Origin of the sequence: Synechococcus sp. CBW1107 (assembly GCF_015841355.1) — a bacterium.
In the GTDB taxonomy this organism is placed as follows: Bacteria; Cyanobacteriota; Cyanobacteriia; order PCC-6307; family Cyanobiaceae; genus Regnicoccus_A.
Map to the genome: position 1 here is coordinate 1,319,707 of NZ_CP064908.1, position 23,399 is coordinate 1,343,105.

24 protein-coding genes are annotated in these 23,399 nt (G+C 65.5%); 12 read left to right on the forward strand and 12 right to left on the reverse strand.

Translation table 11 applies throughout. From position 1 onward, the window contains the following. Positions 1-110: 110 nt before the first annotated feature. Together I1E95_RS06890 and I1E95_RS06895 are read right to left on the reverse strand one after the other, a co-directional pair. Positions 111-698 (reverse strand): TVP38/TMEM64 family protein, encoded by a 588-nt coding sequence (locus I1E95_RS06890; RefSeq protein WP_231594914.1) that lies wholly within the window; start codon positions 696-698, stop codon positions 111-113. Positions 699-874: 176 nt separating this feature from the next. Further along, positions 875-1,525, reverse strand: coding sequence for a hypothetical protein (locus I1E95_RS06895; RefSeq protein ID WP_197166496.1), 651 nt, complete (start codon positions 1,523-1,525; stop codon positions 875-877). A 151-nt stretch (positions 1,526-1,676) separates the two neighbouring features. Between I1E95_RS06895 and I1E95_RS17135 the strand changes: the two genes are divergently transcribed. Further along, positions 1,677-1,805 (forward strand): hypothetical protein, encoded by a 129-nt coding sequence (locus tag I1E95_RS17135; RefSeq protein ID WP_255518528.1) that lies wholly within the window; start codon positions 1,677-1,679, stop codon positions 1,803-1,805. Positions 1,806-1,870: 65 nt separating this feature from the next. On the opposite strand, the gene I1E95_RS06900 is transcribed toward I1E95_RS17135, so the two are convergent. Together I1E95_RS06900 and I1E95_RS06905 are read right to left on the reverse strand one after the other, a co-directional pair. Next, positions 1,871-2,578, reverse strand: coding sequence for a molybdopterin-dependent oxidoreductase (locus tag I1E95_RS06900; protein WP_197166497.1), 708 nt, complete (start codon positions 2,576-2,578; stop codon positions 1,871-1,873). A 32-nt stretch (positions 2,579-2,610) separates the two neighbouring features. Then, positions 2,611-3,216: a cytochrome b/b6 domain-containing protein gene (locus I1E95_RS06905; RefSeq protein ID WP_197166498.1), complete on the reverse strand. Its 606-nt coding sequence runs from the start codon at positions 3,214-3,216 to the stop codon at positions 2,611-2,613. A gap of 88 nt (positions 3,217-3,304) precedes the next feature. Between I1E95_RS06905 and I1E95_RS06910 the strand changes: the two genes are divergently transcribed. From I1E95_RS06910 to I1E95_RS06920, 3 genes are all read left to right on the forward strand, one after another. Beyond that, positions 3,305-3,784, forward strand: coding sequence for a DUF1643 domain-containing protein (locus I1E95_RS06910; protein ID WP_197166499.1), 480 nt, complete (start codon positions 3,305-3,307; stop codon positions 3,782-3,784). 79 nt (positions 3,785-3,863) lie between these two features. Then, the gene (mscL, locus tag I1E95_RS06915) at positions 3,864-4,244 is read left to right on the forward strand and encodes a large conductance mechanosensitive channel protein MscL (RefSeq protein WP_197167224.1); all 381 of its coding nucleotides are present in this window, start codon (positions 3,864-3,866) and stop codon (positions 4,242-4,244) included. Positions 4,245-4,335: 91 nt separating this feature from the next. After that, positions 4,336-5,301 (forward strand): DUF5996 family protein, encoded by a 966-nt coding sequence (locus I1E95_RS06920; protein WP_197166500.1) that lies wholly within the window; start codon positions 4,336-4,338, stop codon positions 5,299-5,301. 7 nt (positions 5,302-5,308) lie between these two features. Here I1E95_RS06920 and I1E95_RS06925 read toward each other — a convergent pair whose 3' ends face one another. Beyond that, the gene (locus tag I1E95_RS06925) at positions 5,309-8,155 is read right to left on the reverse strand and encodes a valine--tRNA ligase (RefSeq protein WP_197166501.1); all 2,847 of its coding nucleotides are present in this window, start codon (positions 8,153-8,155) and stop codon (positions 5,309-5,311) included. Positions 8,156-8,495: 340 nt separating this feature from the next. Here I1E95_RS06925 and I1E95_RS06930 point away from each other — a divergent pair, with 340 nt between their 5' ends. Beyond that, a complete protein-coding gene (locus I1E95_RS06930) occupies positions 8,496-8,849 on the forward strand; it encodes a hypothetical protein (RefSeq protein WP_197166503.1) in 354 nt (117 codons plus the stop codon). 501 nt (positions 8,850-9,350) lie between these two features. Here I1E95_RS06930 and I1E95_RS06935 read toward each other — a convergent pair. From I1E95_RS06935 to I1E95_RS06945, 3 genes are all read right to left on the reverse strand, one after another. Next, positions 9,351-10,427: an inorganic phosphate transporter gene (locus tag I1E95_RS06935; protein ID WP_231594915.1), complete on the reverse strand. Its 1,077-nt coding sequence runs from the start codon at positions 10,425-10,427 to the stop codon at positions 9,351-9,353. 15 nt (positions 10,428-10,442) lie between these two features. Next, positions 10,443-11,234 carry a DUF47 domain-containing protein gene (locus I1E95_RS06940; protein ID WP_231594916.1) on the reverse strand — a complete coding sequence of 264 codons (792 nt, stop codon included), beginning with the start codon at positions 11,232-11,234 and terminating at the stop codon, positions 10,443-10,445. Between the two features lie 369 nt (positions 11,235-11,603). After that, on the reverse strand, positions 11,604-11,864 hold the full coding sequence (locus I1E95_RS06945; protein WP_197166505.1) for a mechanosensitive ion channel domain-containing protein: 261 nt from the start codon (positions 11,862-11,864) through the stop codon (positions 11,604-11,606). Between the two features lie 23 nt (positions 11,865-11,887). Between I1E95_RS06945 and I1E95_RS06950 the strand changes: the two genes are divergently transcribed. After that, positions 11,888-12,100 carry a hypothetical protein gene (locus I1E95_RS06950; RefSeq protein WP_197166507.1) on the forward strand — a complete coding sequence of 71 codons (213 nt, stop codon included), beginning with the start codon at positions 11,888-11,890 and terminating at the stop codon, positions 12,098-12,100. A 128-nt stretch (positions 12,101-12,228) separates the two neighbouring features. Here the strand turns inward: I1E95_RS06950 and I1E95_RS16840 are convergent, their stop codons facing one another. From I1E95_RS16840 to I1E95_RS06975, 4 genes are all read right to left on the reverse strand, one after another. Beyond that, on the reverse strand, positions 12,229-12,843 hold the full coding sequence (locus I1E95_RS16840) for a hypothetical protein (RefSeq protein ID WP_231594917.1): 615 nt from the start codon (positions 12,841-12,843) through the stop codon (positions 12,229-12,231). 650 nt (positions 12,844-13,493) lie between these two features. After that, complete coding sequence (locus tag I1E95_RS06965; RefSeq protein WP_231594918.1) at positions 13,494-15,260, reverse strand: arylsulfatase; 1,767 nt, start codon at positions 15,258-15,260, stop codon at positions 13,494-13,496. A 118-nt stretch (positions 15,261-15,378) separates the two neighbouring features. After that, on the reverse strand, positions 15,379-16,002 hold the full coding sequence (locus tag I1E95_RS06970) for a 2OG-Fe(II) oxygenase (RefSeq protein WP_197166513.1): 624 nt from the start codon (positions 16,000-16,002) through the stop codon (positions 15,379-15,381). A gap of 41 nt (positions 16,003-16,043) precedes the next feature. Next, positions 16,044-16,532, reverse strand: coding sequence for a protein phosphatase (locus tag I1E95_RS06975; RefSeq protein WP_197167228.1), 489 nt, complete (start codon positions 16,530-16,532; stop codon positions 16,044-16,046). A 144-nt stretch (positions 16,533-16,676) separates the two neighbouring features. Between I1E95_RS06975 and I1E95_RS06980 the strand changes: the two genes are divergently transcribed. The 6 genes from I1E95_RS06980 (at position 16,677) to I1E95_RS07005 (ending at position 23,395) form a co-directional block, all read left to right on the forward strand. Continuing rightward, positions 16,677-16,937: a hypothetical protein gene (locus I1E95_RS06980; protein WP_197166514.1), complete on the forward strand. Its 261-nt coding sequence runs from the start codon at positions 16,677-16,679 to the stop codon at positions 16,935-16,937. Positions 16,938-16,968: 31 nt separating this feature from the next. Continuing rightward, positions 16,969-17,772, forward strand: a complete 804-nt coding sequence (locus I1E95_RS06985) for a methyltransferase domain-containing protein (RefSeq protein WP_197166516.1) — start codon at positions 16,969-16,971, stop codon at positions 17,770-17,772. 25 nt (positions 17,773-17,797) lie between these two features. Next, positions 17,798-18,724, forward strand: a complete 927-nt coding sequence (locus I1E95_RS06990) for an oxidoreductase (RefSeq protein WP_197166518.1) — start codon at positions 17,798-17,800, stop codon at positions 18,722-18,724. Further along, positions 18,721-20,010, forward strand: coding sequence for a hypothetical protein (locus tag I1E95_RS06995; protein WP_197166520.1), 1,290 nt, complete (start codon positions 18,721-18,723; stop codon positions 20,008-20,010). Before I1E95_RS06990 ends, I1E95_RS06995 begins: the two co-directional genes overlap by 4 nt. Positions 20,011-20,034: 24 nt before the next feature. After that, positions 20,035-21,300 (forward strand): mechanosensitive ion channel family protein, encoded by a 1,266-nt coding sequence (locus tag I1E95_RS07000; RefSeq protein ID WP_197166522.1) that lies wholly within the window; start codon positions 20,035-20,037, stop codon positions 21,298-21,300. Between the two features lie 637 nt (positions 21,301-21,937). Further along, the gene (locus I1E95_RS07005; protein ID WP_231594919.1) at positions 21,938-23,395 is read left to right on the forward strand and encodes an ABC transporter substrate-binding protein; all 1,458 of its coding nucleotides are present in this window, start codon (positions 21,938-21,940) and stop codon (positions 23,393-23,395) included. Positions 23,396-23,399 lie beyond the last annotated feature (4 nt).

Here is a 23,399-nt window from a genome sequence, read left to right on the forward strand (position 1 = left end):
GTTAAGCGAGTGGCGCATGACGCCCGCGTCACCTGGCCGGCTGGCCAGGGCCACCGGCGGGGGTGATCCCGCGCACCGACAAGGGGTCGAGCCCGCGGCACGGCACCGTCTCAGCCCGGGTCCTGCCGCTCCAGCGCCCGCCGGGCCGCCCGGCCCGCCACCCAGATCGAGCCCGCGGTGGCAACCAGCCCCAGGATCCGCAGCGCCCAGGTGCCGGCGTCGGCCTCGCCGTTGAGCACGTCCCCGAAGTGGGCCACGTCACCGGCCAGCTCTCCGAGAGCACAGAACAGCACCGTGCCCGGCAGGATCGCGATCAGCCCGATCACGTAGTCGCGCAGGCTCACCTCGCTGAGGCCATAGGCCAGGTTGAGCAGGCTGAAGGGAAAAGCCGGCGAGAGACGCGTGAGCAGCACCAGCTTCAGGCCCTCCCGGCTCACGGCCCGCTCGATCGCCATCAGCCTCGGGAACGCCTGCAGCCGGCGGCGGGTCCAGCCGCGCCACCAGTGGCGACCCAGCAGAAAGGCGGCCATCGCCCCGAGGGACGCCCCCACGAACACGATCACGCTGGCCAGGACGGTGCCATAGAGCGCCCCGGCCAGCATCGAGGCCCACACGCCCGGCAGCAGCAACGTCACCCAGAGGGCATAGAGCGGCACGAAGGCCACCGCCCCGGCGGGGGAGCGCAGGGCCGGCAGCACCGGCTCGAGCCAGGAGGACAGATCCAGAACCGCAGGGCGGACAACGTCAACACTGGCAGGCAGGAGCCACACCGTGCGCGCTGATCGGTGTCATCAAGACCCAGATCATCGGGCTGGAACACGACCCTTCCCAGCAGGCGGCGTGGGCCATTTTGGGGCCGGTGACGTTGCCGCTCTCATGGATCAGGCCACGCGATTGGAACAGAAACACCATCCAGGAGCGGAGCACAGCACACCAGTGACACCTGCTGATGCCCCACAGACTGCTCCAGCTGATCCTGTTGGTCTTGGCCTCCATCCTGCACGTCATCATCTGGTCGAAGGGCAGTGATCATGTGCTCTCCGGTGACAGTCACGACATCTGACTGGAAGGACATCGACTCTTCGAGGGGATCAATCCCTATGCCCGAACCCTCAGCGGCGACATGCTGCACAATGACAACTACCCCACCTATTTTCCGCTTGCCTATCTGTTCACCGCAGCGCTGAGTCATCTGGGACTCAGCAGTTATGAATCGGTGCTGGCCGTGTGGCGGCCGCTCAGCCTTCTCTGCCATCTCGGCCTGGCCTGGATGATCCATCAGGCGTATGCCATCCGGCGTTCCGGCTGGGCTGGGGTGGTGGCGGCGGCCCTGCGGCCCCTGGTGCTCGGCATCGCCCTGCAGCGCCGAGACCACCTCCCTTCTCTCGTCGCCAGACCTTGTGATCGGCCTGAAAGCGCTGGCGTGGATCAGTCTGATACCCCTGCTGATCAGCCTTCCCTTCCTGCTGAGCAGCCCCTGGGGTTTCCTCGAGAGCATGGTCTTTTCCCTGACTCGCCTGCCCATGGGGCATCCTGAAACCGGTGAGGCGCCGATCCTGTTGTTTGGGATGCATGGCGTCCGGGTGGTGATGGCTGCCCTGATCATCGGAGCCTGGAGCCTGTACGCACGTGGACAGCTGGGCCTCTGACCCGCAGCGGGTTTCTGCCTGCTGGTGTTGACGCAGCTCAATGAGGTTGTGTTCACCCAGTACTACCTGTGGCTGCTGGTGGCGGTGCTGCTGGCCATGGCCGAAGCCCTGCCATCAGCCACCCCATCCCTGACCAGAGAACGTGCACTCGAGTGAATCGATCGCTCAACCCTGAGCAGGCTTCACCGAAGGACGATTGAGCACCAGCAGCAGCTCCACCTTCAGAGACCGGCGAACCATTCGTAGCCCTGGTCTTCCCAGGTGCCCCGGCGCACCCCCAGAGTCGCGACCACCCGCAGACCCGTGACCCACTTGCTGAGCTTGTAGCCCAGCTTGATCGGCGTGGCGAGGCGCAGGGGCGCTCCATGGGCCACCGGCAGCGGGGCCCCGTTCATGGCCGTGGCCAGCAGGGTCTGGGGATGGAGGGCCGAGGCCAGGTCCCAGGTTTCGAAGTACTGATCGGCCGACTCGATCTCCACGTAACCGCCCAGGGGCGAGAGGCCCGCCAGGGTGAGCACATCAGCCAGACGCACGCCCGACCAGGCCACGATCGCCGACCAGCCCTCCACACAGACATGGCGCATGATCACCCTGTGCTGCGGCAGGGCCCCGAGGGCAGCCAGATCAAGCCGGAGGGGCCGGCTCACCAGACCCTCCACCCGCAGGCGGTAGTGGAGGGGATCGAGGCGGGGGGTGCCGTTGAAGCTGTTGATCAGCAGGGCCTCCGGATCCACCTGATCGGGACGGAACTGCGGGACCGGGCCACGGCCCTGCAGCAGGGCCTCCAGGCGTTCGTTCAGGGGCTGGGTGGCCCCGCCCACCGCTTCGCTGAAGCCGTTGAGGGCGCAGCCGCCCAGCACCAGGCTGGAGCCCCCGGCCACGCCAAGACCCAGCAGCCGGCGGCGGTTCATGGGAGGAGAAGGGGGCATGTCGGGGCTCAAGACATCTCTCCTGGCACGGCTCAGGTCAGCATCGAACGGAGCAGCCGCAGGCCCCCGATCCGCCACGACAGCAGCACGTGGGCGATCACCAGCAGGACGATGGCCGGGATCGTGGCGAAGTGGCACACCCGCAGGGTCTGCCAGGCGGTGGCACTGAAGGTCTCCCCGAAGGCGAACAGGCCCGAGAGCCACCAGAACTGGGCGGGTTTGTACATCGCCAGGCCGGTGATCAGGCTGAAGCCCAGCAGGATCAGCATCAGCGTGTACACCAGCCGGTGACTGGCCAGCCGGCGCCTGGCCCCGTGGGCGCTGACCCTGAGGGTGTTCAGATCACCGGCCTCCGCCAGCCGCCGGCGTCGCCGAGCCAGCAGCAGGGCCATCCAGAGACCGAGGTTGAGGGCATAGAGCCCCATGAAGCCGAAGTGCCAGTCGCGGCCGCCGGCCAGCCAGCCACCAAGCGTGAACAGCTCCGGCACGGTGGCGCCCCCCCGGCCGCCGAAGACCGGATTGGCGTTGTAGATCTGCAGGCCGCTGCCGGCCATCACCAGCAGCACCAGCAGGTTGAAGGCATGGAAGGCCCGGGTCCACCAGGGGGCGTGGCGGATGGGGGCTGACGGCGGGGCCATGGCCTGGGACATGGGGGAGTGAGTTGTCGTGATCCGGGTACCGGCGAAGCCGGCGGATGGATGGGGGTGCCGGCGCCAGGATGGCGCCATGGAGAGCAGCGCCGTTCTCAGCCCCTGCGGCCGCTACCGCTACGCGCTCTGGCGGCGCTGGGACGAAACCCGGGGTGTGGTGATGATCATCGGTCTGAATCCGAGCACGGCCGATGGGGCCCGCGACGATCCCACCGTGCGGCGTTGCCTCACCTACGCCAGGGACTGGGGCTATGGCGGCCTCTGCCTGACCAACCTGTTCGCTCTTCGCGCCACCCATCCCGCGGTCCTGAAAACGGCCGCGGATCCCATCGGCCCCGAGAACGACCGGCACCTGCGGACCGCGGCCCGGCTGGCCGACCTGCGGGTCGCCGCCTGGGGCGTGAGCGGAGCCCACCTCGGGCGCGCCACCGCGGTGCTCTCCTGGCTGTCCGGCCTGCACTGCCTGCGCCTGAGCCGCGATGGCCACCCCATGCATCCGCTCTACCTGCCCCGCGGCCTGCGGCCGGAGCCCTGGCCGGCGTCGTTTTGTTGCTGAGGCCGTTCCTCAGACCGATGGTCGGCTGATACGCCCAGGGCTGTACCGCATGATCAGCCCACGTCTGCCCAGCCCTGCCATGGCCTCACGCCGCCCCGGCCTTCTCGCGGATTTCAAGGCCTTCATCAACAAGGGCAACGTGGTGGACCTGGCGGTGGCCGTGGTGATCGGCGGTGCCTTCGGCAAGATGGTGGATGCGGTGGTGAGCCTGGTGATGACCAGCCTGCTGGAGCCTGCGCTCAAGGCCGCCCAGGTGGAGTCGATCCAGGCCTGGCCCGCCGGGGCGGTGCTCGTGGCCCTGTTCAACTTCCTGGTGATCGCCTTGGTGGTGTTCCTGATCGTGCGGGCGATCGAGGCCACCAAGCGCAAGGAGGAGGCGGTGGCGCCCCCCAACACCCAGGCGCAGCTGGCCTCGGCGGTGACGCGGCTGGCCGAGGCGCTGGATCGCAAGGGGCTCTAAAGAAGCACTGGACAACAGCCCACGTCACCGATCACCACAAGGCGTTGATCGGGGCGTCGAGAGACTCAGAGCCACAGTCGTTCAGGTTCCCATGAATGCCCCACAACGCTCGACAAGCCAGGACTGGCCCGACATTCCCTATACCGAGTGGGAAGCAACGACCACAACCCTGCAGCTCTGGATGCAGATCATCGGCAAGATCCGCCTGGTTCAAACACCATGGACCAACCATTCCTGGCACGCACCGCTCTACCTGAGTACCCGTGGCCTCACCACCTCACCCATTCCCCATGGCGGTCGCCTGTTCGAGCTGATCTTCGACTTCATTGATCACCAGCTGGTGATTCAGACCAGTCTGGGGGAGAAGCGTCAGGTCGCCCTGGAGCCCCGCAGTGTGGCTGATTTCTATCGAGCGGTGATGGCTGAGCTGCACGCCCTGGGGCTTGATGTCGCGATCAGGACCACACCCTGCGAGATCGTGGACCCGATTCCGTTCGAGCGCGACACGCTTCATCACCACTACGACGCGGATGCCGCCTGCCGATTCTGGAGAGCCCTGCTGCAGGCCGACCGTGTCTTCAAGGAGTTCCGATCAAGGTTTCTGGGCAAGTGCAGCCCGGTTCATTTTTTCTGGGGAAGTTTCGATCTGGCGGTGACCCGCTTCTCTGGCCAGCTGGCGCCGGTGCACCCAGGTGGCATTCCCAACCTCCCGGACTGGGTGACCCGTGAGGCCTACTCCCATCAGGTGATCAGTGCCGGATTCTGGCCAGGGGGCGGCGGTGCGCAGGCAGCAAGCTTCTACTCGTATGCCTATCCAACCCCACCAGGATTCAGCGAGAGCGCCATCACCCCGGCTGAGGCCAGCTGGACTGCCACGCTCGGCGAATTTCTCCTCCCCTACGAGGCCGTTCGAGCAGCCCCATCACCCGATGAGGTGCTGCTGAGCTTCCTGCAGAGCACCTACGAGGCTGCCGCCCAAGGCCTGAACTGGGACCGTGACCAGCTGCAGAGGCAACCGATCTCCGCTTGGAGGGATGGAAACGGATCCCGGTGCTGAAGGGCCATCAGCCCAAACCCTTCAGCCTTCCCTGCGCCAGTGCCGCCTGGGCCTCAGCTTCGGCCAGGTTGACGCGGCACTCGGCCACCACCTCCGGCGGTGCCTTGCCGGCGAAGTTGGGGTTGGCCAGGCGACCGGCCAGGCCCTTGATCTCCTTCTCCGCCTTGGCCAGGTCCTTCTCCAGGCGGCCGCGCAAGGCGTCGAGATCGACCAGGCCCTCGATCGGCAGCAACACCTGCAGTTCACCGCTCACCGCCGCCAGGCAGCGCTCGCTGGCTGGCGCGGCAGAGGCGCCTGGATCTCGCACCTCCACCGACGCCGCTCGGGTGAGGGCGGTGATGTCGCCCGTGGCCTCGCGCAGCACCGCCGCCAGCTCCGGCCGGCTGGTGAGGAACACCACCGGCGCGCTCTGGGAGGGCTTGAGGCCGGCCACGGCCCGCAGGTTGCGCACCACCCGGATCGCTTCGATCAGCTCGGAGAACCGGGCCTCGAGGGCGTCATCGAGGGCCGCCTCGTTCAGCGCCGGCCAGGCCTGCAGGGCCAGGAAGGTTTCTTCCTGGGCGCCGGTGAGACCGTGCCAGAGCTCCTCACTCAGGTGGGGCATCAGTGGATGGAGCAGCACCAGCAGTTCGGCCAGCACCTTGGCAAGCACCTGCCGGGCCACCCGCTGATCGGCCAGGGCTTCGGGACTGAGGGTCTCGCCCGGGGTGTCGCCCTCGCTGGCGGGTCGGGGATTGAGCCGCCGCTTGAGCAGCTCGATCGTCCAGTCGCAGACCTCGTTCCAGGCGAACTCGTAGAGCCCCTTGGCGGCCTCGCCGAGGCCGTAGCTGCCATAGCGCTCGGCGGTTTCGCGGTTCACCCGGGCCAGGCGGGAGAGAATCCAGCGATCGGCCAGGGTCAGGCTCTCGGGATCGGGTTCCCCCAGGGAGGCGGGCGTTTCGCCGCCCAGGTTCATCAGGGCGAAGCGGGTGGCGTTCCAGAGCTTGTTGGCGAAGTTGCGCGCCGCCTCCACCGTGGCCGAGCTGCCGTCGGTGCGGTCGTAGTCGAGGCGGATGTCCTGGCCGGCGCCGGCCACCTCCCGCACCAGGGCGAAGCGCAGGGCATCGGCGCCGTAGCGCTCGATCAGCGGCAGAGGATCGATGCCGTTGCCCGCGGATTTGCTCATCTTGCGGTTGTTCTCATCCCGTACCAGGCCGTGGATCATCACGTCGCGGAAGGGGATCCAGGTGTCGCGGCCGCCCACCGGCACCTCGCCCTCCTGCAGGAAGGCGCCGGAGAGCATCGTCATCCGCGCCACCCAGAAGAAGATGATGTCGAAGCCGGTCACCAGCACGCTGGTGGGATACCAGGTGGCCAGGTCGGCGCTGGTCTCGTCGGGCCAGCCCAGGGTGGAGAAGGGCCAGAGGCCGCTGGAGAACCAGGTGTCGAGCACGTCGGGGTCCTGCTCCAGCTGCAGCTCCCGCCCCGCCGCCCGGCTGGCCTCCCCGTATTGCGCCTCCGCCTTGGCCTGGGCTTCGGCCCCGTCGCGCGCCACCACATAGGGGGTGGCATCAGAAATCACGCCGCCGGTCTCGCTCACCACAAACCAGGCGGGGATGCGGTGGCCCCACCAGAGCTGGCGGCTGATGCACCAGTCGCGGATGTCCGTGAGCCAGTCGCGGTAGACCTTCTCCCAGCGCTGGGGCACGAAGCGGGGCTCGCCCCTATCGAGGGCCTCGCGGCAGCGGGCGGCCAGGGGCTCGGCCCGGGCGAACCACTGGGTGGAGAGCAGCGGCTCCACCGGCACCTTGCCCCGATCCGAAAACGGCACGCTGTGGCGGTGCGGTTCCACCTTCACCAGGAAGCCTTCGGCCTCCATCGCGGCCACCACCGCCTTCCTGGCCTCGAAGCGATCCAGCCCGGCGAAGCGGCCGCTAGCGGCGTTCATGCTGCCGTCCTTCGCCATCACCGTGATCAGGGGCAGGCCATGGCGGGAACCGATGGCGAAGTCGTTGGGGTCGTGGGCGGGCGTGACCTTGACACAGCCGGTGCCGAAGGCGGGATCGACGTGCTCATCGGCCACGATCGGAATCTCTCGGCCCACCAGTGGCAGGGTGATCGTCTGGCCCACCAGGGCGGCGTAGCGGGGGTCGGTGGGGTGGACGGCCACGCCGGTGTCGCCCAGCAGGGTTTCGGGGCGGGTGGTGGCCACCACCAGGTGATCGGTGCCATCGGCGGCGGCACCGCCGCTGAGCGGATAGCGGAAGTGCCAGAGGTGCCCGTCGAGCTCCTTCATCTCCACCTCCAGATCGCTCACCGCCGATCCCGAGGCCGGGCACCAGTTCACCAGGTACTCGCCCCGGTAGATCAGCCCCTGCTCGTGCAGCCGCACGAAGGCCTCCACCACGGCTTTGTTGAGGCCGGGATCAAGGGTGAAGCGCTCCCGCTTCCAGTCCACCGAGTAACCCAGCCGCCGCAGCTGGCCGACGATCGTGCCGCCGCTCGCGGCCTTCCAGCTCCAGGCGCGCTCGAGGAAGGCGTCGCGGCCCAGGTCGTCCTTGCTGCCGCCCTCGGCCTTGATCTGCCTCTCCAGGATCGACTGCACCGCGATCGAGGCGTGGTCGGTGCCGGGCAGACACAACACATTTTTGCCCTGCAGCCGCTGGAAGCGCACGATCGTGTCGATCAGGGCCGTCTCGAAGCCGTGGCCCATGTGCAGGCTGCCGGTCACGTTCGGCGGCGGGATCACCACCGAGAACGGATCACCTGGCGCACTCGGATCGGGATGGAAGGCACCGGCTTCCTCCCAGGCGCCCTGCCAGCGGGCTTCGGTGCCGGCCGGGTCGTAGGTCTTGGGCAGGGCGGCCTCGGCCATGGAACACAGTGCGCCAGCGGTGACCCCATGGTCTCAAAGGGCGCCGATGGCTTCTGCAGACGTCAACGAGGTCGCTCGGTCTACCCAGACCCCGGGCAGAGCCTGATCAGCCGCAGCATGGCGTCATGGCCTGTCTGAGCCACTGCCGGAGAGTCAGCGCATTCCCTTCAGTCATCCGTTCAGAGGACAAGGCGCCCCCACGTAACCAACATTAAATCAATCGATCGCCATCACGTCAGCACAGTGTTCCACCGATGACCATCCGCTCGACAAAGATCCGCCATCCTGAGATGTCCATCAACGGCCACTGGAGCAGCCTCATCGCCGTTCACTCTCGCTGATGTTGTTCAACGACGCTTACCAGTTCGTTCGCTCAGACAGCTCACGCCGGATCAATGATCGTAAGGTCGAAGATCTCCTCGTGCCGATCATGTCGCTCACCAGACGCGGGCCACTCCAATGGCTGGTCAATCTCGTCTTCACTGCCTTGCTGATTGGGGCTCTGGACCTGAACTTCGGTCAACAGGCCGAGGGCGGGGCTCCTTTCTTCAATGACTCCGGATCACTGACTCTGCCCCCGGACAGCATCGAGGAATTGCAGGAGTCGATGCCGGAACTCGAGCTCTTTCCGCCTCAGGACCAATCCCAGGCCATGCCCCAACTCGGAGATCCGCTCGGATCTCCGGAGATTTGAAGGCAGCTCTCCCTCAGCGTTCTGATCGGCGTGGAGCGGATGAACCGAGCTCAGTTTCAGGTGGCGTTCTGCTTCTGGCTGAGGGTTGTGGCGCCATCGATCAGCCTTCCTCAAGATCCGGCCACAGCGGTCGCAAAGGACAGCTCGAACCCCGATGGCTCACCCTGGCCTGTCAGTAGTCCTTCCCAGCCTTGAATCGGGCCTGAAGAGCATCCTCCTCAGCCGTGTTGGAACCATCGGCAGCATCCAGCTGGATGTCGACCTTCCTCTCCAGGATCGACTGCACCGCGATCGAGGCGTGGTCGGCTGCCGGTCACCTTCGGCGGCGGGATCACCGCCGAGAACGGTTCAGCTGGCGCACTAGGAATGGAAGCAGGCGCGGCTGTGGCCTTGGCCAAGGGGGGGCAGAGGAAGATCTGCCCATGGCCGCAAAGGGGGTGGGCTCACCCTGCCTCCGCCTACCACAGTCCTTGGGAAGAGGATGGCGCCGGAGCAGAGGAGTCAGCCGGAGTGGGGTGGGAGGTAGACCTCCTGGCCGAAGACGTTCTGGACCACGAACAACAGCACGAAGCCGATCATGGCCGAGATCAGTGGCGTGGTGACCCAGCCGGAGGCGATCCCTCCAAGGACGCCCCAGCGAATCTGGCGGACCCCCTTGAGGCCCTGCAGCAGGCCGATGCCAAGCACTGAACCGATCACCGCCTGCGAACCCGACACCGGTAACAACGGAATCGTGGGCAGTCCAAGATTCGCCAGCAGGCTCTCCAACGCCGTGGAGGAGAAGAGGAACAGCACCAACGAATGGGACACCACCACCACGAAGGCAGCCAGGGGTGAGAGGGTCAGCAGGCTGTCACCCACGGTCAGCATCACGCGTCGTGAGTAGGTGTAGACACCCACAGCCACAGCGATGGAGCCGATCAGAAACAACTGCTCCACGGACGAAACATTGATGCTGCCAACGGCGAGATCACGGAATGGTGACGCTTCCACGAAGAAGCCCATCACGTTGCCGATGCCGTTGGCGCCGATGGCATAGGAACCGAAGATACCCGCCAGGACAAGGCCTGTGCGGGTGTTGCGATCGAGCGAGAGCAGGTGAGGCTGACTGAGGCGAATCCACTCCAGCAGCAGCTTGTACAGCACCATCGCGAAGATCGCCCCGAGCACGGGTGAGATCGCCCAGGTGGCCACGATCCGGCGCAGTGTGCCCAGGTCGGTGGGTGAGCCACTGAACAGGTTCCAGCCGATGATCGAACCCACCACCGCCTGACTGGTGGAGGCCGGCAGGCCCACCTTGCTCATCCAGGCCACCGTGACCGCAGCCGCCAGGGCAGCCGTGAAGGCGCCCGGCAGGGCGTTGATGGAGCCCAGCTGTCCAAGTCCCTCGGCGGCGCCGGCGCCACTGGTGACTGCGCCGATGATCACGAACGCGCTGCACAGGAAAGCGGCGGTGGAGAAGCGGATCATCCGTGTGGCCACGGCGGTGCCGAAGGCGTTGGACGCGTCATTCGCCCCCATCGACCAGCCCAGAAACAGGCCACTGGAGAGGAAAACCAGGGTGACGATCAGGGACACAGAGAAACCTCCAGCTCAGAGCGAACGCTTGATCGCAAAGATCGAGAGGTCATCGCCGATGTTCTCCGCCCTGTCGGCCATGGAGTCGATCATGGCCACGGCTTCCCGCAGCTGGGAACGCTGCTCAAAGCTGAGTTCGGTGGCGAAAATCCTGCGCTTCATCCGCCAGGCGAGCTTGTCGGTTTCATCTTCGAACACCCGCACTTCGTTGATGTGGTCACGCACAGCGACCGGTGCACGGAAGAACGTGCGGGCCGCCGCCACCACGGCCTGCACGCAGCGGATCGCCATGTCGGTGAGATCGGCAAAATCCTGGCCGAATTCCGGCAGGCCGCGCGGCTGAACGACCATCAACTCCTGGAAGTTGTCACCCATCTCATCGAGCAGCTCGAACAGGCTGCCGAGCAGGCGCAGCACGTCGCCGCGGGCATCGGGCAGCAGCATCTCGGCATAAAGCATCGTGACGATCGTGCGTCGCAGTTCACTGCAGCTGCGCTTGATCTCAATGATCTGATTCAGCTTCTCAAGGCAGATCTCCGGTTCCTCGTGGGCAGAGAGATAGGCTTTTATGCCCACCTCGACGATGATCACACCCTCGGAGATCTTGTCGAGAAACTCATCAATCAGCCCGACCAGAAACCTTGTTTTACCGAAAAGCGGCGGGGTTTCGCTGGACATTGGCTTCCCCCTCCACGCCTGCATTGCGTTGTGGAAGTATAGCTGCCATGGTTCACCGCCTTTCCGCCTGCTGCAGGTTCGTTGCAACCACAGCCTCCTGCAGGGCCACCGCCGCGTGACGCCGTACAAGCCAATTGCGCACCGGCCAGTTGCACGATGGCCGGAAAGTGCGGGCCGCGTCCAGAGAGGGCTGCAAGCTTCAGTGCGTCAGCTCCACTTCCGCGGGGAAGGGGGCGCTCGGTGCGGAGCGGAGGCACTCCTTCTCGTCTGGATCCAGGAAGCCATGGAAGATCCAGGCAGTGAGCAGGCGGCGGACTGGGGCTTCGGTTGAGGGCAAGCACGCGAACCGGGTGCCTCCCAAGGGAGGCCACCGCACGAACGCCACACCCCGGACGGCGCTGACGCCCGTGCTCAGGGAATCGCCACCGGAATCCGGGGCAGCGGGAAGCCTGCCTTGCCATGAACGTCACTGATCACACAGTTGGTGTCGACGTACATCTACAAGTAGTGGCTGGTGTGGGCAGGAGGGCGCACAGCCAGTTTCGGCCCTCGCTCGGTGAACTCCAGCACCTCCATGTCGGCGGAGTTATCGAGCTTGCCGTTGGCCACGATGTGGCTCACGTTGGCCGGCGAGGCAATGGAGGTCACGAACATGCCCACCTCCTCCACCGTGTCTTCCACGCCACCGCCTTCGATGTAATCCCCCCCGCTGATCGGCCGGAAGATCTGCAGGACCACCCCGGCGGCGAAGGTGCCCAAGGGCGGCGAAGCTGGCGATCTGGATGCCGAAGAAGCCGAGGATGTTGATGCAGGCAGCCGATCACCATCGCGTCAAGACTGCCGCGGTTAAGGGTGTGGCACAGCAGGCGCAGGGCGAGCTGGATCATCCAGCCGCCGACGATCCAGAGGGCGATCGCCCCCGCAAGCCTGAACAGGAAAGAACGATCACCCCAGCGAGCACGGAAAGGCGTAAGGCAACGGACCAGAACCAATGAGCAACATTCCAGATTGCCCTGATCCGCCGGAGCGGTCAGCCCTCGCTGCACTTTGAAAGGGTTGGATCACACACCCGAAAATGTCCGCCAGGCCAGGAGGCCACCTTGGCCGTCAGCCGCCGGCTGCTTCAGTAGTCCTTCCCGGCCTTGAATCGAGCCTGAAGCGCATCCTCCTCGGCCGTGCTGGAACCATCGCCAGCATCCAGGCGGATGTCCACCTGCCTGATGCGTCCCGTATAGCTGTAGGGGGGCCGATAGTCGTTGCACAAAGGGGATCCCGTATCCGCGCCCACGCCAAAGGTGTCGATCCCGAAGCGCCCCGCCACGGTGTGGGGAATCCGCTGACGCCCCACCTCCTGGCCGATGAGAGAAAGGTCCCCTTCACCCCCCTGGCCGACACCACCACCGTCGTAGTGGAACTTGAAGCACAGCGATGACGATCCTTCGGGCAAAGGCTGACCGGAGCGGATCACCGTCCGCTCCCGATCGAGCCAGTTGTAGTGATAGATGGGCGTGCCATCTTTGACGTAGAGCACAAAGCCCACCGACTGGCCCCCGATCGCCAGCAGCACGCCATCGCCGGGCCGCTCGATCTGGATCTCGATGCTGTGGGAGCGATTCTTCGTGTTCGGCGCCGCGGTCTCCGGCAGCCTGAGGGCACCCGAATAGTAGATGAAGTGGGTGCGGTTGGGGTCGGGCCCCTCCCGGCGGCGGCTTGGGAACGGCCAGGCGGGCCGCGCCACGATCATTGAGCGGATACACCCCGTAGGTTTCACATTCCTGATCGAAGATCCCCTGAAGCTCTGCCAGCTTCTCAGGATGGTCCATGGCGAGATCGTTGGCCTCGCTGAAATCTTCATCGAGATAATACAGCTCCCAGCGATCATTCTCCCAGTGCCCGGGGGCATAGTCCTGCCGCCAGGGGAAGGTGTGCTGGGCACAGGCGATCCAGCCATTGTCGTCAATGGCGCGGTTACTGAACACGTCGAAGTATTGCCGCTGCCGTACCGGACGTGCCTGGGCATCCCTGAACGATGACGCGATCGGCACACCATCCATCGGCTTCTGGGGGACCCATCCACCGTGCCTGGAGCCGGAATCCCGGCCACATCCAGGATGGTGGGCACGATGTCAATCAGATGGGTGAAGATGGGGCGAGTGGCCCCATGATCCTTGATCGTCTTCGGCCAGGAGACCACCATGGGATTGCGGGATCCGCCCAGGTGACTGGCCACCTGCTTCACCCATTGAAACGGTGCATTCCCAGCCCAGGCCCAGCCCAGGGGGTAGTGGGGCTAGGTATCAGAATTGCCGATGTCATCGATCCGCATGAGGGTCTCCTGGAGATCTGAGGGCACACCATTGAGGTTCATCACCTCATTGATCGTGCCCGTCAACCCGCCCTCGGAGCTGGCTCCGTTATCACCCACGATAGAGAAGATGAGGGTGTTCTCGGCATCGGGCAGTTCCTGGATGGCCTCCAGCAGCCGCCCGCACTCCTGATTGGTGAACGAGAGGTAGCCCGCATAGTTCTCCATGGAGCGGGCATAGAGTTTCTGCTCATCCTGCGTGAGGGACTCCCAGGCCGGGCACCACTCCGGCCTGGGAGTGTTCTCCGTTCCCGGAGGAACGAGGTGCCCGGCCAGGGGCACACCGCGCGCCAGCCCTCGTGATACAGCGAGCGATGGCCGAACATCTCGAAGTACTGGGTGCGGTGCAGGCTCGGCGCTCCGGCATCGTCGAAGCAACTGCGCAGGCTGAAACCTTCGATCGGGCTCTGGGTCACGCCCCGGATCGTGGCCGGCGGCTCGAAGCCGAGGGCATCGAGCACCGTGGGCAGCATGTCGATGGCGTGGGCGTACTGGCTGCGGATCTCGCCCCGGGCGGCGATGCCCTTCGGCCAGCTCACGATGAAGGGATCGCTGGTACCGCCCCGGTAGGTCTCGCGCTTCCAGCGGCGGAAGGGGGTGTTGCCGGCGTGGGTCCAGCCCCAGGGGTAGTGGTTGAAATGCTTCGGGCCGCCGATGTCATCGATGGCGGCCAGATTCTGCTCCAGGCTGTCAGGAACATTGTTGAAGAACTTGCCCTCGTTCACCGACCCGGTGGGCCCGCCCTCGGAGCTGGCGCCGTTGTCGGAGATCAGCATGATCAGGGTGTTGTCATATTCCCCCAGCTGCTTGAGAAAGGAGATCAGCTCGCCGATGTAATGGTCGGCGTGCTCGAGGAAGCCGGCGAACACCTCCATCATGCGGGCGTAGAGGCGCTTCTCCTCCGCCGAGAGGCTGTCCCAGTCCGGCACGTCGGGATCGTGGCGGGAGAGAACCGTGTGGGGCGGAATGAGGCCCAGTTCCTTCTGGCGGGCGAACACCTTCTGGCGGTAGGCCTCCCAGCCGTCATCAAACTGCCCCTTGTACTTGTCTGCCCACTCCTTCGGCACGTGGTGCGGTGCATGCATGGCACCGGGGGCGAAGTAGAGGAAGAAAGGTTTGTTGGGGGCCACCTGTTTGGCATCGGCGATCATCGCCTTGGCCTGCGTCACCAGATCCGGGGTGAGGTGGTAACCCTCCTCGGGGGTGGCGGGGGGCTCCACCTGGGTGTTGTCGCGCACCAGCTCGGGGTAGTACTGGTGGGTGTCACCCCCCAGGAAGCCGTAGAAGCGCTCGAACCCCCGGCCCAGGGGCCAGCGGTCGTAGGGGCCCGCGGCGGAGGTGGCCTCCGCCGGCGTGAGGTGCCACTTGCCCACGGCGTAGGTGTTGTACCCCTTCTGCAGCAGGATTTCCGAGAGGTAGCCGTTCGCGAACGGGATGTAGCCGTTGGAGCCGGGGTAGCCCATCGACCCTTCGGTGATGCAGGCCAGGCCGTTGGAATGGTGGTTGCGGCCGTTGATGATGCAGGAGCGCGACGGCGAGCACAGGGCCGTGGTGTGCATGTTGCTGAAGCGCAGCCCCTGGGCCGCCAGGGCATCGATGTTGGGGGTGGCGATCGGGCTGCCGTAGCAGCCGAGCTGGCCGTACCCCAGGTCGTCCATCACGATGACCAGCACATTGGGGCTGCCCTCCGGGGCTCGTATCGGCTCGGGCCAGGCCGGGGTGGACACATCGGCCGTGCGGCCGATCACTCCGGGGAAGGCCGAACCGGGCCGGTATGCCTTGGGCGCCATCAAAACCAGCTATGCAGTTCCCCCGCAAGGTATGCAGAGCCTTCGGACGGGGGCATGAGGCCTTGAACAACCCTCACATCCCTCGAACGGGGGATCCGGCGGAGTTCAGGCCTCAGCCTCAGCCTGCGGCCAGCCGCTGCAGGTAGTCCTCCTGCCGGCCGGCATTGATCCAGCCGGTGGCGATCGTCTTGGTGTGCTGGTGGCTCACCCGGCCCCGGTGGATGTGCGACACCCCCGCCGGGAAGATCAGCAGCTTGCCCCGCTCGGCCTCCTCGTGGTGGTCCTGCCAGTGGAACTCGGTGCCGCCATCGGGGAGGGTGTTGAGGTAGAGGATCCAGGCGAGCACGCGCCGGATCGGCTCGGTGGCCTCCTCGGTGGTGGTCCAGTCGCAGTGCCAGCTGCGGAATCCTTCTCCGGGCTGGTAGCGCTGCAGGTTGAAGATCGGGGTCACATGCAGCGCACGCTCCGGACACACCTCCAGCAGACGCGGACGCTCCTCGAGATAGCGCTGCAGACCGGCCGACACCCCCCGCAGGATCACCTCCGCCAGGCCGTGGGCTTCGGGATCGGAGCGGTCGATCGCCACCAGGCTGATGTCGGTGGAGACCTTGGCGGGTTGGGCGGGATCGTGGCCGAACGCCACGCCGGCACGCTGCAGATCAGTCCGCCGCTCATAGAACGCCAGGGCCGCGTCGGCCAGGGCGTCGTAACCGGGGCTTCGGTAGGTGCCGATCAGGCGCATCACGTGCCTCCCACTGCCGGTCACCGTAGGAACCCACAAATTCAGGCCGGCGCTGCCTCCCGCGCCCAGGGCATCGCCACCAGCCCATCGTGGCGCTGCCAGCTGTGGGGCTCGCTGAGCACATGCGCCGTCAGACCCACCTGCTCCAGGGCCGCGGCGAGGGTGGCCGGGACCAGCCCCCCTTCGCCGCCTGCGGGCTCCAGCGGCAGGGCCAGCACCCGGGGCTCGGCCGGATCGGCCATCAGCTTGAGGTTCACCTCCTCCAGCTCCCGCTCGAAGAACAGCCGCCGCATCCGGGCGGTGGTGCGGGGGCCGATCGCCACCGCGAACACCTCCAGTCCCTCGCGGCTGCCGTCGGCGCCGCAGTTGAGCGCCAGCCAGATCATCAGCTTCGCCCAGCTCTCGGTGGTCCACAGGGGCTGGAAGCTGACGCGGTGCTGCCGCACCAGCTCCCCCAGGGCGAAGTCGAACAGTCCGGCCTGGAGCGCCGTGGCCTGGGGTGTGCTGGCGCCGGAGCCGGCTGAGGTCACGGATGGAGCATGGCGGCTGCGATCCAGGCTGCCGCAACCGGGACCCTGATCAGGAGTTCCGCACAGGAACGGCGGCTGGCGGGCCTGAACCGTTGCAGGTGCGCCCTTGGGGGCAAACTGCAAGGGCTTGCACAGGACACGCCCATGGCCCTGGATCTCAACGACCCGGAGCTCGAGTTCTCCGATCTGGTCTACGCCTACCAGAGCTGGGTGATGGCGGTGATCAACGACGAGAAGCTCGGCGGTGAGGAGAGGCTGCTCACCGACGACATCGCCGAGGACGCACTCAATTCCATGCGCTTCCTGCCGGGCGAGGTGACCTCGGCGATCGAAACCTCCCTGGCTCGCGTCTACGACGTGGACCCCGACGAGCTGGCCGAGCTGCTCTTCCCCGGCGAGGACTGAGCCACACGTCCTGAGGTCGTAGCGCATACCGGTGGCCACCGACACCTACCTGCTCGGCACCGATCCCATCGAACTCGAGCGGCTGCGGCTTCAACACGAGCTCTGGCTGCCCGAGGCGCGGCAGGCCTGGCAACGGGCCGCGCTGAAACCAGGGGAGCGGGTGCTGGATCTGGGGGCTGGCCCGGGGTTCGTGGCCATGGAGCTGGCCCGGGAGGTGGGACCCGCGGGCCGTGTGCTGGGTCTGGAGCTGAGCGCGGCCTACGCCGAGGCGGCCCGCGCCGCCGCCGCGGGGCTGAGCCAGTTGGAGGTGCGGCAGCACGACCTCTGCCGGGATCCCTTTCCCCGGGAACCCTTCGACCTGGTCTGGTGCCGCTGGGTGGCGATGTTCCTTGGCGACCTCGACCCTCTGCTCGACGGGCTCGGCACGAACCTGGAACCGGGTGCCAGGGTGATCTTCCACGAGTACATCCACTGGAGCAGCTTCGGGTTGCATCCAGGCGCCCCGGCGGTGGCGAGCTTCGGCCGTGCCGCCAAGGCCAGCTTCCGCGCCGCCGGGGGTGATCCGGATGTGAACCGCCGCCTGCCTTCTCTGCTCAGCGAGCGGGGCTTCCATGTCGATGAGCTGCGGCCGCTCAGCGTGGTGGGACGGCTTGGCGACGGGGTGGCTCGCTGGTTGGAGCGATTCGTGACCGTCTACGGCCCCGAGCTGATCCGGCAGGGCCTGTGGACGGAGGCGGAAGCCGAGGGTGCCCAGACCGAGATGGTCCAGGCACGGCAGGATCCAGGTGCCTTCTGGGTGGGGCCCACGGTGATGGAAACCCGCGCGACACGATGACATTCCAGAGCCGCTGATCACACCGATGACCTGGACCATTGCCGACAGTCCTGATCAGAGCGGCCGCATCGCTCTCATCACCGGAGCCAACAGCGGGCTGGGACTGGAGTCGGCACGGGCCCTGGCCAGCCGTGGGGCCACGGTCGTGCTGGCCTGCCGTTCCCGCCGCCGCGGGGAGGAGGCCCGCGACGAGCTGCTGCCCGCAGCGGCGGCTGGAATGGAGGTGCTGGAACTGGATCTGGCCGATCTGGCCAGTGTGCGCGCCGGGGCGCAGTGGATGCGGGAGCACTACGGCCGCCTGGATCTGCTGATCAACAACGCCGGGGTGATGGCTCCGCCCCGGTGCCTCACCCGGGACGGCTTCGAACTGCAGTTCGGCACCAACCACCTGGGGCACTTCGCCCTGACCTCCGCCCTGCTGCCCCTGATGGAAGGACGACCCGACGCCCGGGTGGTGACCGTGACCTCAGGCGCCCAGTACTTCGGGCGGATCGCCTTCGACGACCTGCAGTCGGAGCGGCGCTACGACCGCTGGGCGGCCTACAGCCAGAGCAAACTGGCCAATGTGATGTTCGCCCTCGAACTGCAGCAGAGGCTGGAGGCGGCGGGCAGCACGGTGGCCTCCCTGGCAGCCCATCCGGGGCTGGCCCGCACCAACCTCCAGCCGGCGTCGGTGGCGGCCAACAGCTCCCGCCTCGAAGAGCTGGCCTACCGGCTGATGGACCCCCTCTTCCAGAGCGCCGCCATGGGGGCCCTTCCCCAGCTCCATGCCGCCACCGCCCCAACGGCGAAGGGCGGCGAACACTATGGGCCCGATCAATGGGGGGGGATGCGCGGATGGCCGACCCAGGTGCGGATCGCGCCGGCGGCGCGTGATGTGGCCCAGCGCCGTCGGCTGTGGGAGGTGAGTGAGCGGCTGGTGGGCCAGGCGGCGCGAGCAGAGGCCGCATGACCGACCGGTGGCCCAGCGGGCGACGCCACTGGCTGGGCGGTGGGATGGCACGGTCCCTGTCGGCCCTGGCCACCCTGCTGCTCTGCGGAGGCTGCCAGGGCTGGGGCGTACCCGACAGCCTCTTTCTGTACGTCGAGACCGATTCCACCAGAACTCCCCAGGTGGAACTGGGGGACAGCGAACAGCGGGCCCGCAAGCTGATCGATGAATTCCGTCAGGTGAACCCCGGCGTCAGCATCCACGTCCGTCACCTCCCCAGCGATGCCTTCCTGAGCTCCACCTCCTTCCGCGCCTCCAGGGGGCTGGGCCCCGACCTGATGGTCACCCGGGTGGTGACCGCCTTGCGCCTGCACCAACAGGGATTGAGTGAAGCAGTGACACTCGATCCCAAACGGCTTGAAGAGATCGAGCCCCGCTTTCTCGATGATTTTCGCGTCGGCAGCAAGCTGCTGGCCGTGCCGCTGCTGGCCCAGCCGGAGGTGGCTTGCTACAACCGCCGGAAGGTCCCCGCACCACCGCGCGATCTGACTGATCTGATCGCCCTGAGTGCCAAGGGACTGAGGGTCGGTCTGCCCCTGCGGCTGACCGACCTCTACTGGACCAGCAGCGGCATGGAGGCCAGCGGGGCTCTTGAGCGGCTGCTGAGGACACCCATCCCGACCGGCGGCACGCTGGTGATCAGCAGGACCGATCGCCAGGACCTGCTGCGCTGGCTGAGCTGGCTCAACAACGCCAACCTCCACCAGAACGTGGAGTTCTCGGAAGATGCGGTGGATCTGGTGCATCAGATGGAGCAGGGCAAGCTCGACTGGATCAGCTGCAACAGCCTCTGGCTGGAACGGCTCGGCAAGTCCATGGGCCCGTCTCTCGGGGTGTCGCAGCTGCCGGGCCGCCCCGGACAGCCGGCTCAGGGGCTCACCCGGCTGAAGGTCTGGAGTTTCGGGAGGCACTCCACACCACGGCAGCGGGAGCTGGCCAAGGAGTTCGTGCTCTTCACCCTCAATCGGCTCAACCAGAAGCGATTGATGCTGATGGCGCCGGGCAACCTGCCGGTGAACCGTGATGTGCTGATCCCCAGCAAGAGCTCAGCGGTGTTCGCGGCCCTGGCGGACAGCCTCGACCGGGCCCAGCTGTTGAGCTTCGCTGACCCTGATCGGACCGAAACCCGCCTGGCCTGGATCGATGCCATCCTCGAGCGCGCCATCGTGAACGCTGAGGCACCCTCCGACGTGATGGAGACCCTTCAGGCGGGTCCAGCCACTGCGCCTCCCTCCAGCAAGCCCTGAGCTCTGCCGTCCGCACGATCGCCGATGCGCCTCTTCCTCTACGAGATCTCCGGTTGGCTGGGCTACCTGGCCCGCCCCCAGGTGATGCTCCAGGTGATCAGCGGGGCTGTGCTGTATGTCATCTACGCCATCTGGATCAGGCCCCACCTGCTGGGTCGCGGCCACCGGCTGGAGTTCCTCGGCAGCCTGGGCCTGCTGCTGGGCCTGCGCCTCAACGCCCTGGTGCTGGGCTGGCTGGGACTTCCCAACGGCCTGGCCCATTACGTGGCCCAGCTGTTCAGCCTCTGGATCGTGCTGGCCCTGGTGAAGCTGGTGGCGCGGCGCTGGTTCACCGCCGCGAGCATCGAGCGCCTCTACCGCCAGCTGGTGCGTCCCCTGTTCGCACTGCTGGTGGTGGGATCCCTGATCAACCAGCTGGATTCCCTGATCGATGTGGGCCAGATCCCCCTGATCACCCTGTTCGGCGAACCACTCACCGCCAGTGGCATCGTCCTGATCCTGACCATCCCCTATTTCCTGGTGGTGATGTCGGAATATGCGGTGGTGGGACTGGGGGATGTACTCCAGCGGCTGCTGGGCTTCTCCAGCAGCACCCGTGTGGCGGTGGAGCTGGTGAGCCGCTATCTGGTGATCGCCGTGGGGTCGCTCTGGGTGCTCAGGCGCATCGGGCTGAACAGCACCGCGATCGCCGCCGTGGCCGGTGGGTTGTCGGTCGGTCTTGGCTTTGGCATCAAGGAGGTGTTCTCGAACTTCGTGAGCGGCCTCTGGCTGCTGTTCGAGGGTTCCGTGCGCCCTGGCGAGATCCTCTTCATCGATGGGGATCCCTGCGAGGTGCGCAGCCTTGGGCTGCGGGCGGCGGTGCTCTGGCGCGACCGCGACAACGCCGAGCTGGTGATTCCCAACCAGGACTTCTTCACCAAAACCACCACCACCTACACCGGCAGCGACCGTCTGCGCCGCAGTCAGGTGGAGGTGTCGGCCGCCTACCGCCATGACCCCGACACGGTGATCCAACGGCTGGAGGCGGTGGCCCGCTCCTCTCCACGGGTACTGCCGCAACCCCCGCCCAAGGCCCTGCTGCTGAGCTACGGCGACTCCGGCATCAACTACGCCGTGAGGTTCTGGATCGAGAATCCGATGAACAATGCCAGCATCAAGAGCGAGGTGAGCAGCGCCGTCTGGCACCGCTTCAGTGAAGAAGGAATCGAGATTCCCTTCCCGCAGCGGGTTGTGACGACGCTTCCGCAGAACCCTGATCCACAGGAACTTCTCTCAGGAACCCAGTCCTGATCCAGGACTGTGACCTGGGACATCAGGAGAGATGTGGGGACCCACGCCTGGGTGCCCGCCGTGACCCATGGCTCTCTATCAGCACCTTGAGGCGATCGCGAACGGGGCAGACGATCAGCTCATCCTGTGGCGCGAACCGTTCACCAAGGGCTCGCAACCGCCGAGCGCTCTCCACCACCCCTAGATCTGAAAGCCGAGGCTGGAGCCGAAGCCGAAGCGGTGCATCAGCGGCTTCCGGTCGCATGATCCAGGCAATCAACCGCGGCAACGACGGCCATGGCCAGACCGGCCAGGAACTCTGGCCAGCAGAGAGTAACAACGGCGACTTATTTTTTTGCAGCAGGCAGGGAATATGGAACTGATGCAATGCTACAAAGCAGATTAAAGAAATAGTTCGTTAAGCATCCCAAACTGAGGCAAATTTTTCAGTTAGCCTGATTGAAGCCACGCAGCCCAAGTCCACTAAGCCAAAACTTTAGCCATGCCATCCATCCCTGCAACGCTATCTGGCCAGGCATCCATCGCGAGGCTTCTCGGCCAACACACCCCCGCTGCCTGTAACTGCACAGACTGCGCACGGGGACTTGCTTCCCATGAGTCATTTCTGACTGATTTTCCCGAAGATCCTGAGATCTTGATGGACGACTTCCATCGCATGGGGCTGATCAGGCGCGAGGCCTATCCCATCGCTGAGATGATCAGTCAGGCCGAGCTTCGCGAAGTGCTCTTCTATCGGCATGCGTCACAGGGCAACCCAGAAAAGGAACAGCTCCTGCGTGCCTTGGCAAGGGAAGCCGGTGGCCTCGATCAAGCCTTCGCTGCTGCTTTCGGACCTCAGGCAGGAAGGTTTTTCTCCCGTGTGAGTACCAGCAGTCCGTTTGGACGACGCACTTTCATGAAGGGCCTGGCGGCAGGGGCAGCACTGGTCACCTTGGCCAACTGCGGTGTACGGGATGACAAGGAGACAGCAGGAGGAGCACCGATCGATGCCTCCAGCATCGAGAAGAAAGATCTGAAAGTGGGGTTCATCCCCATCACCTGTGCCACGCCGATCATCATGTCGGAACCCTTGGGCTTCTACACCAAGCAAGGCCTGAATGTGAAAGTGGTGAAGATGCCAAGCTGGGGAGCTGTGCGCGATTCAGCCATTGCCGGTGAGCTCGACGCCTATCACATGCTCGCTCCCATGCCGATCGCGATGACACTGGGGCTTGGATCCTCACCATTCAGTGTCAAGCTGGCAAGCATCGAGAACATCAACGGCCAAGCCATCACCGTCGCCAAACGCCACGCCGGGAAGGTCAAGGAAGCCAAGGACTTCAAAGGATTCGTGATCGGCGTTCCTTTCCCCTTCTCGATGCACAACCTTCTGTTGCGTTATTACCTTGCCAATGGTGGCATCAACCCCGATACCGACGTTCAGATACGCCCTGTTCCGCCACCGGACAGCATCGCTCAACTGATTGCCGGTGATCTCGACGCCATGCTGATGCCCGATCCATTCAACCAGCGAGCCGTCTACGAAGATGCGGGCTTCATCCATCTGCTCACCAAGGATCTCTGGGATGGCCATCCCTGCTGCGCCTTTGCGGCAGGAGAAACCTGGATCAAGGATCATCCACAGACATTCCGAGCTCTCAACAAATCCATCATCGAAGCCGCAAACTACGCCAGCAAGGCCGACAATCGCAAGGAAATCGCCTCAGCGATTTCAGGCCGGGCCTTCCTGAACCAGCCACCCGAAGTGGTTGAGGCCGTGCTGACCGGTAAATTCGAAAATGGGTTGGGGCAAACCTTGGATGTGCCCGATCGCATCGATTTCAAACCCTATCCCTGGCAGAGTTTTTCAAATTGGATTCAGAGCCAGTTGGTGCGGTGGGATCTCGGCAAGGCAGCCGCCATGATTAAGGCCGGTGATTTTGATCGCAACAGTGCTTCAATCTTTCTCACAACTGATGCACAGGAACTCGAGAAAAGCATGGGGCTGAATCCACCCACTGAAACCACCCGCACCGAGAAACTTGCCTTTGACACCTTCGACCCCCAAAGGCCAATGGAATACATCGAGGAACAGAGGAAGCGCGATGGCTTCTAATTCA

Bases quoted from the DNA above. Each gene is read 5' to 3' on its own strand.
- I1E95_RS06980 (WP_197166514.1), top strand. From the start codon at position 16,677: ATGGCCCTGGATCTCAACGACCCGGAGCTCGAGTTCTCCGATCTGGTC.
- I1E95_RS06925 (WP_197166501.1), bottom strand. From the start codon at position 8,155: ATGGCCGAGGCCGCCCTGCCCAAGACCTACGACCCGGCCGGCACCGAA.
- mscL (WP_197167224.1), top strand. From the start codon at position 3,864: ATGGCCTCACGCCGCCCCGGCCTTCTCGCGGATTTCAAGGCCTTCATC.
- I1E95_RS06930 (WP_197166503.1), top strand. From the start codon at position 8,496: ATGTTGTTCAACGACGCTTACCAGTTCGTTCGCTCAGACAGCTCACGC.
- I1E95_RS07005 (WP_231594919.1), top strand. From the start codon at position 21,938: ATGGACGACTTCCATCGCATGGGGCTGATCAGGCGCGAGGCCTATCCC.
- I1E95_RS06900 (WP_197166497.1), bottom strand. From the start codon at position 2,578: ATGCCCCCTTCTCCTCCCATGAACCGCCGCCGGCTGCTGGGTCTTGGC.
- I1E95_RS07000 (WP_197166522.1), top strand. From the start codon at position 20,035: ATGCGCCTCTTCCTCTACGAGATCTCCGGTTGGCTGGGCTACCTGGCC.
- I1E95_RS06965 (WP_231594918.1), bottom strand. From the start codon at position 15,260: ATGGCGCCCAAGGCATACCGGCCCGGTTCGGCCTTCCCCGGAGTGATC.
- I1E95_RS06920 (WP_197166500.1), top strand. From the start codon at position 4,336: ATGAATGCCCCACAACGCTCGACAAGCCAGGACTGGCCCGACATTCCC.
- I1E95_RS06910 (WP_197166499.1), top strand. From the start codon at position 3,305: ATGGAGAGCAGCGCCGTTCTCAGCCCCTGCGGCCGCTACCGCTACGCG.
- I1E95_RS06895 (WP_197166496.1), bottom strand. From the start codon at position 1,525: ATGGGCAGGCGAGTCAGGGAAAAGACCATGCTCTCGAGGAAACCCCAG.
- I1E95_RS06905 (WP_197166498.1), bottom strand. From the start codon at position 3,216: ATGGCCCCGCCGTCAGCCCCCATCCGCCACGCCCCCTGGTGGACCCGG.
- I1E95_RS06995 (WP_197166520.1), top strand. From the start codon at position 18,721: ATGACCGACCGGTGGCCCAGCGGGCGACGCCACTGGCTGGGCGGTGGG.
- I1E95_RS06990 (WP_197166518.1), top strand. From the start codon at position 17,798: ATGACCTGGACCATTGCCGACAGTCCTGATCAGAGCGGCCGCATCGCT.
- I1E95_RS06950 (WP_197166507.1), top strand. From the start codon at position 11,888: ATGCCGAAGAAGCCGAGGATGTTGATGCAGGCAGCCGATCACCATCGC.
- I1E95_RS06970 (WP_197166513.1), bottom strand. From the start codon at position 16,002: ATGCGCCTGATCGGCACCTACCGAAGCCCCGGTTACGACGCCCTGGCC.